Genomic DNA, 6127 nt, shown 5'->3' with positions numbered 1-6127 from the left:
TGGGCATATAATTTCATTTTTTCTTCTGAAATTCCTGTGGTATTTCATTTTCAATAAAAACTTCCTATATTTCGAAGAATTTAAAAATTTTAAAAACCATGAAAAAAACACTATTCGTTTGTGCTGTTTTGTTTAACTTATCACTTTTAAGCGCACAAACCATAGAATCGGGAAGCCGCAGCACAGCAGGATACATCAAAAGCAACGGAACCATTGAAAACAGCAGTCATTCCACAGTAGGTTATATTACAGGAAGCGGAACCATCGAAAACAGCAGTCATTCTACAATCGGTTATATTAAAAGTGACGGTAGTATACAGAACAAAAACAGTTCTACCGTAGGCTACGTAAAAAAGGACGGAACGGTGGAAAACAGCAGCCATTCAACCATTGGTTATATAAAAGATAACGGAACGGTAGAAAACGGTAGTCATTCCACCATCGGTTATGCAAGCGGAATTAAAAAAGAATGGGCAGCCGTTGCATTTTTCTTTTTCAAGCTGAATTAATAAATGGTTCAACAGACTTTAAACCAGTTTAAACAGACAATAAAAAAATACTCCTGACAATTACTGTCAGGAATATTATTTTTATTAAGGGCAAATAAGGGCGAAATAATAATTTTTACATCAAAATTTGGTTTTATGAATTTTCCATGTCTTTAATGTTCTTTTTCCACGTAAGGAAAAGATTCAGCACTTTAATAATTTTAAAGATGAAAATAAAGACAAAGAATGAAATAAGCGTTGTATAAATAGAGTAGTTCGGGAAAAACATATACTGAACAATAAATGTCACAATATTCAGAACTACAAAAGTTAAAGTGATTCTTTTGTGAGACAGTCCCAATTCTAAAAGATGATGATGGATGTGCGATTTATCTGCCTTGAATGGCGATTTTCCCCGCGAAATTCTGTCTGCATACACTCTCACGGAATCAATCACAGGAATCGTAAATACAAAAAGGATAAAGAAAATACCATAAGGAAACTCTTCTGAACCTCTGTCGAATTTCGTAATATAAATTCCTAAGCAGATTAATAGATATCCTAAAAATAAAGAACCTGAATTTCCTAAGAAAATTTTATTTTTCAGAGAGAAATTATACCGTAAAAAAGCGGCAATACTCCCCACGAAAAGTAACCCGATTCTTGCCAGTCCGAAATGTCCTTCAATTAAAGCAATAACGAAAAACAAAGCAAAACCTACTCCGGCAACACTTCCTGCCAAACCATCAATTCCGTCAATTAAATTAAAAGCATTTACAGCCGTTGTAATGATTAGTACTGTAAAAATATACTGAAAATAGACATTCATTTCATGGATTCCGAAAAGCCCGTAAAGAGTGGTAATCCGGATTCCTGAAGTTGCAATAATCACACTCACACAAATCTGTATTCCCAGTTTATAAATCGCTCTGATGTCTGTTTTATCATCCAGCGTTCCTACAAAAAGCATAATGTAAGACGTAATGATGATCGGAAGAATATCTTTCCAGCTTTTGTCATCAGAAATCCATAAAAGCAAAAAAACAACAAGCCCGATCACAAGTCCTCCGATCAGCGGAATAGCAGTCTGGTGCACTTTTCTTGCATTAGGAATATCCACAAGCTTAATTTTCTGGGCAATCATTCTCATGAGCGGAATGACGCACATCGAAAGGATGAATGCAAGAATTCCGTATATAGACAGTTCTACAAAGTTTTTCATAGCCTTCGTTTTTAGCAGTTTATTTAGTGTTATTGAATAGTTTAATGTGTTTAAGATGCTCTACATTATACTTTTCCAGAATAGCTTTGTCCAGTTCGGAGATGGCAGGCATTACATTTGTTTTCTCATTGATAGTAAAGGTTTCTTCTATAAGCTGACTGTATTTTTTTGCAATTCTTTTCCAGGTATATCTTCTTTCCGCTATTTTTTTCATCGTTCCGGCACAAATCTCAAGATCCTTTCCGGTTAGCTGTTCCAGAATATTTCTGAGTTCATTTTCATTGGAGAAATAAAAAGCCTGATTCTCGGTTGTGGTTCTGTTGTAAGAAACGCCGTTGCTGATGATCGGCAGACCTAAAAACATGGCTTCCACAAGCGAAGGATTGGTTCCTCCCGCAGAATGTCCGTGAATGTAAAGTGAAGCATTTCCGCGGATAAGATCGATGGTTTCCTGTTCATAAATTGGATCGAGCAGGAGAATATTTTCAAATCCGGAGTATTGTTCTTTCAGATTTTTACCGTATTCACTGTTTTTCCAGTTTCCTACCAATACCAATTTGCGGTCCGGAAGCGTGCTGAATACTTTTAAAATTGTATGCACATGGTTTTCAGGTTCAATTCTGCATACTTTTACCGCATATTCTTCATTCAGGAAAGGATATTTTTCAAGATTCTCAGCAGATGGAAGATGATTTATTTTTGTATGATCGGCTCCGTATTCAATAACACGGCTTATCGTTTTATACCGTACAGAAGTGTAATCCTGAATCGATTCGTTGTCGGAAATATCAATATGAGAGAATTTTACCGCCAGTTTTTCTGCCCACCACAGATATAATTTTGCAGGAACAGACCATTTATCTCTTTTCCATTCGATACCATCGATGGAAATTATAATTCTTTTATTGGTGAATAATCTTACTAAAGGTAAAAGCCATGCTCCCGCAACGCCTAAAATCAGAAGAACATCACTTCGGAATAAAGCATGAAAAATAGACCATGTATCATAAGGAATGCTCTGGATTCCGTTTGCGTCCAGCGGAAGGTATTTCAGTTTTGCTCCTTTCCAGCTTTTAATTCTCTCTTCTTTGCTGTATTTTTTGGAAGAACAGTATACAGTAAAATCATACATATCGGAAAGCTCTTCTACAAGATGAGCAGTTAAGGTTTCGAAGCCTCCGTATTTTGCAGGCAGACCTACAGTTCCTATAATTGCCACTTTGGTTTTCATAATTGTTTTATTTTATTATGTAATGACCATTAATATTCCAAATGATGAAAAATAATTTAATTAACTGATAATTAAATATTTATAATTTAAATAAAATGTTTTGAATTTCCATAATCTGGAAAATGGATTATAAATTGGAAATAATTTCGAGAGATTTTCTCTCGAAATAGGCTTCAGAAAACAAAAGGCTTTTCTCGTAAGATGCTTCACTAAAAGATTGATAGACAGATGGGTTGTTCAATATGTAGTTTAATTTTTCAGAAAGTTCATTTGTGTTTTTAGAATCAATTAAAAAACCGTTTTTATTGTCTTCAACCAGTTCTGTAACGCCTCCTACAGGCGCAACGATGGCGGGTAAACCATAACGCATTCCTTCCAGAATCGTAAGTCCGAATGTTTCTATCCAAAGATCGGGATGAGACAGGTTAAGAATTACGCTGGCTTCCTGATAAAAAGGATGCGTATCGGTTTGGGTAGGATAAATAATAAGCTGTTTTGGAATTTCCTTTCCTTTGAAATATTCCTGAATTTCCTTTTCTGTGGCATTCACCACAAGTTTGAATATGTAAGAAGGATTTTTTTTGGCTAATTCCAGAAATTCATTAACACCTTTGTAAACTTTTAAAGAACAGATCATTAAAACCACTGGGATTTCTTTTTCCACATTTCGGAAACGGTCTGCTTTCTCGGCAAAATCGCTTTCCAGAACATTGTATAACAATTCCTGATTTTTAATTAAAGATTCCTGTTTCAGAAGATATTCCGAAACAAAAACAATTTTAGCGGCAGTCATTTTTGCCGTTCCGAAAAGAAAATTTTTAAATATTTTCGGCTTTACCGAAGTTTCATGGATATGATAAATAATTTTACAACCTCTTAGTTTTCCTGCAATTGCCGCCCCGAAAGGCAAAACCGTGTTGATGTAAACCAGATCACTTTTTTTCAGGAAAAAGAGTAATTTAATCATCAGAAAAAACTGACTGAGCAAGAAATTAACAATTCTTACCAGTGCGTTGGACGAAAAGCGATACCAGAACAGATGATTTTTAACCTTCGGAATATCAGATAAAAATCCTTTTCTTCCGCCTGAAGTAAAAAGATGCGCATCCATCCCGTTTTTTGTCCAGGATTTCAGAAGCTGCATCAGAACTTTTGGGCTTCCGCTGTAATCATTCAGAAGATGAACAGATACAATTCTTTTCATGGCTAGATTTGGTTATAGATTGTATTGAGATGATCGCCTCTTTTTTCCCAGGAAAATCGGTCAAGGTAATGTTTTCTGGCTTCAATGCTCATTTTTTGCTGAATATCTTTGTCTGAAAATAATTTTATCAAAGAATCGCTCAATTCCGTTACCGTTTGATCATATTCCTGCTGTGGAACAGTAAAACCGCATTTTTCGGTAATAAATTCTCCGGGGCCTTCATTTTGGAGGCAGACAACCGGAAGTCCGAAAGAAAGTGCTTCCGGAACTACCATTCCTGCTCCTTCATGAGACGGAAAAAGAAAAACCGAAGCTTTTTCATACATTTTCATCAGTTCTCTGCGGTCGATCCATTCTATAATTTCAATATAATTTTCAGCGTTATTTTGCTGAATTAAATCTTTGTAAAACTGCTTTTGTTCGCCGGTTCCCACCAAAATTAACTTGCATTTCGGTTTTTCTTCTTCAGAAAGCCGACTGATAAATTGAATGAATGAACGAATCGTAAGATCAAAACCTTTCAACGGAACAAATCTTCCTACGCTGATTACGGCAAAATCTGATTTTACCGCCACTTCATCTTTTTGATAAAAATCTTCCGAAGCAACAGAAGGATAGAGCGAATACTGATCTTTTTTAAGTTTAAGTTTATCCGGAACTCCGCTGTTCATGCACCAGATGTGATTGGAATGCTTCACGGTTTTTTTCAGGGAAGGCGAAAGTTTCCAGAAAAAGTTTTTCACCATCCATGTTAAACGGTCTTTAAGGAAGTATTTTTGGGAATAATCGTTCAGATATTGTTTAGGAATGAGAGGATGGTGTCCTACAGGTCCCCAAACCAGCGGCTTTTTTAATTTCCATAAAAAACTGGGTGTCCAGTCGTTATGAAAATTCACATTGTGGGCAATGTCAAAATCCACCTTCTGTTTTTTTATAAACGAAACAATTCCCCGTTGCCATAAATAATAGTACAGAAGCGCACCACGACTTCCTTTTTTCCAGAAACGCATCCAGTAAGGAAGATCAAAATAAAGGAAATTCATGTTCTGATATAACGGATCTGGATTTTCCTTCATGTATTTTTCAATATGTGTTTTATTGTTTTCTCTTGTTACGACAAAAACTTTACGAAATCTGGCGATCTGATACACAAAATTCCATCCCATCGCATCTTCCGATCCTTTATACGGATTGATAGCGTAGCAGGTTGCGAGTATCGTCTGATTGGTTTTCATGGGTTCTTGTTTTTAAAAGTTTAGCGGGAACTCCGCCGATAATGCTGTTGTCGGGAAAAGATTTGGTAATCACACTTCCTGCAGCCAGAATACATCCGTCTCCGATTTCCACACCATCCAGAATGGTAACTTTACTTCCGATCCAGCAGTTTTTCCCAATCTTTATTCCTTTTCTGTTGACACCCTGAAGCCGGATTGAAGTTTCGGGATCTTCATAGTTGTGATTTTCGGGGTGACAGCTCAGATATTGTCCTACAATGCATTCATCTCCGATTTCCAGACCTCCGGAACCGCCAAGATAAGCAAATTCCCCGATCCCTACATTGTTTCCTATTTTAATTTTTTCTCCGATATTGTTAAAAGAGGTGGAAACAATTACTCTGCTGAAAGCTCCGATCGATACATTGTCTCCAAATTCAATTCCGTGTTTTGCCAGGGCAGAAACGTAGACATCATTTCCCAGACGCAGAAATTTTCCCCATTTTATTTTAGAAACATTAAAGAAACTTACTCTTCTGCCCAGAAGCATTCCTTTGGGATTTCTGAAAGAGAGAAGCATCCTGAAACCTCTGATGATGCTCCAGAGCTGGATCCAGATAAACTGCAGAACCGCTCCGGAGTTCAAATCATCATCTATAGTAAAGTAGGGACTTCTTAGTTTTATAATTTTTACGACAAGCTTTTTCATCTCTGTGCAATTATTGTGTTCATGATCGTTCCTAATGTCACATCAAGATCATTGTTTTC

Annotated in this window: 6 protein-coding genes; 1 reads left to right on the top strand and 5 read right to left on the bottom strand. The window is 36.4% G+C overall.

Annotated features, from left to right (window positions below):
- Positions 1-98: 98 nt before the first annotated feature.
- Positions 99-509 (top strand): 5-fold beta-flower protein, encoded by a 411-nt coding sequence (locus WFK35_RS19595; RefSeq protein WP_336734066.1) that lies wholly within the window; start codon positions 99-101, stop codon positions 507-509.
- Positions 510-642: 133 nt separating this feature from the next.
- On the opposite strand, the gene WFK35_RS19590 is transcribed toward WFK35_RS19595, so the two are convergent.
- The 5 genes from WFK35_RS19590 to WFK35_RS19570 form a co-directional block, all read right to left on the bottom strand.
- A complete protein-coding gene (locus tag WFK35_RS19590; RefSeq protein WP_336734064.1) occupies positions 643-1710 on the bottom strand; it encodes a glycosyltransferase family 4 protein in 1068 nt (355 codons plus the stop codon).
- Between the two features lie 19 nt (positions 1711-1729).
- The gene (locus WFK35_RS19585; protein WP_336734062.1) at positions 1730-2941 is read right to left on the bottom strand and encodes a DUF1972 domain-containing protein; all 1212 of its coding nucleotides are present in this window, start codon (positions 2939-2941) and stop codon (positions 1730-1732) included.
- A gap of 127 nt (positions 2942-3068) precedes the next feature.
- Positions 3069-4145 carry a glycosyltransferase family 4 protein gene (locus WFK35_RS19580; RefSeq protein ID WP_336734060.1) on the bottom strand — a complete coding sequence of 359 codons (1077 nt, stop codon included), beginning with the start codon at positions 4143-4145 and terminating at the stop codon, positions 3069-3071.
- 2 nt (positions 4146-4147) lie between these two features.
- Positions 4148-5380 carry a glycosyltransferase gene (locus WFK35_RS19575; RefSeq protein ID WP_336734058.1) on the bottom strand — a complete coding sequence of 411 codons (1233 nt, stop codon included), beginning with the start codon at positions 5378-5380 and terminating at the stop codon, positions 4148-4150.
- On the bottom strand, positions 5328-6068 hold the full coding sequence (locus tag WFK35_RS19570) for an acyltransferase (protein WP_214589531.1): 741 nt from the start codon (positions 6066-6068) through the stop codon (positions 5328-5330). Before WFK35_RS19570 ends, WFK35_RS19575 begins: the two co-directional genes overlap by 53 nt.
- Between the last annotated feature and the right edge of the window lie 59 nt (positions 6069-6127).

The organism is Chryseobacterium sp. VD8 (assembly GCF_037149975.1).
Lineage (GTDB): Bacteria > Bacteroidota > Bacteroidia > Flavobacteriales > Weeksellaceae > Chryseobacterium > Chryseobacterium indicum.
The sequence above is the reverse complement of the archived record's forward strand: the minus strand, read 5'-3'. Positions and strand labels throughout refer to the sequence as shown.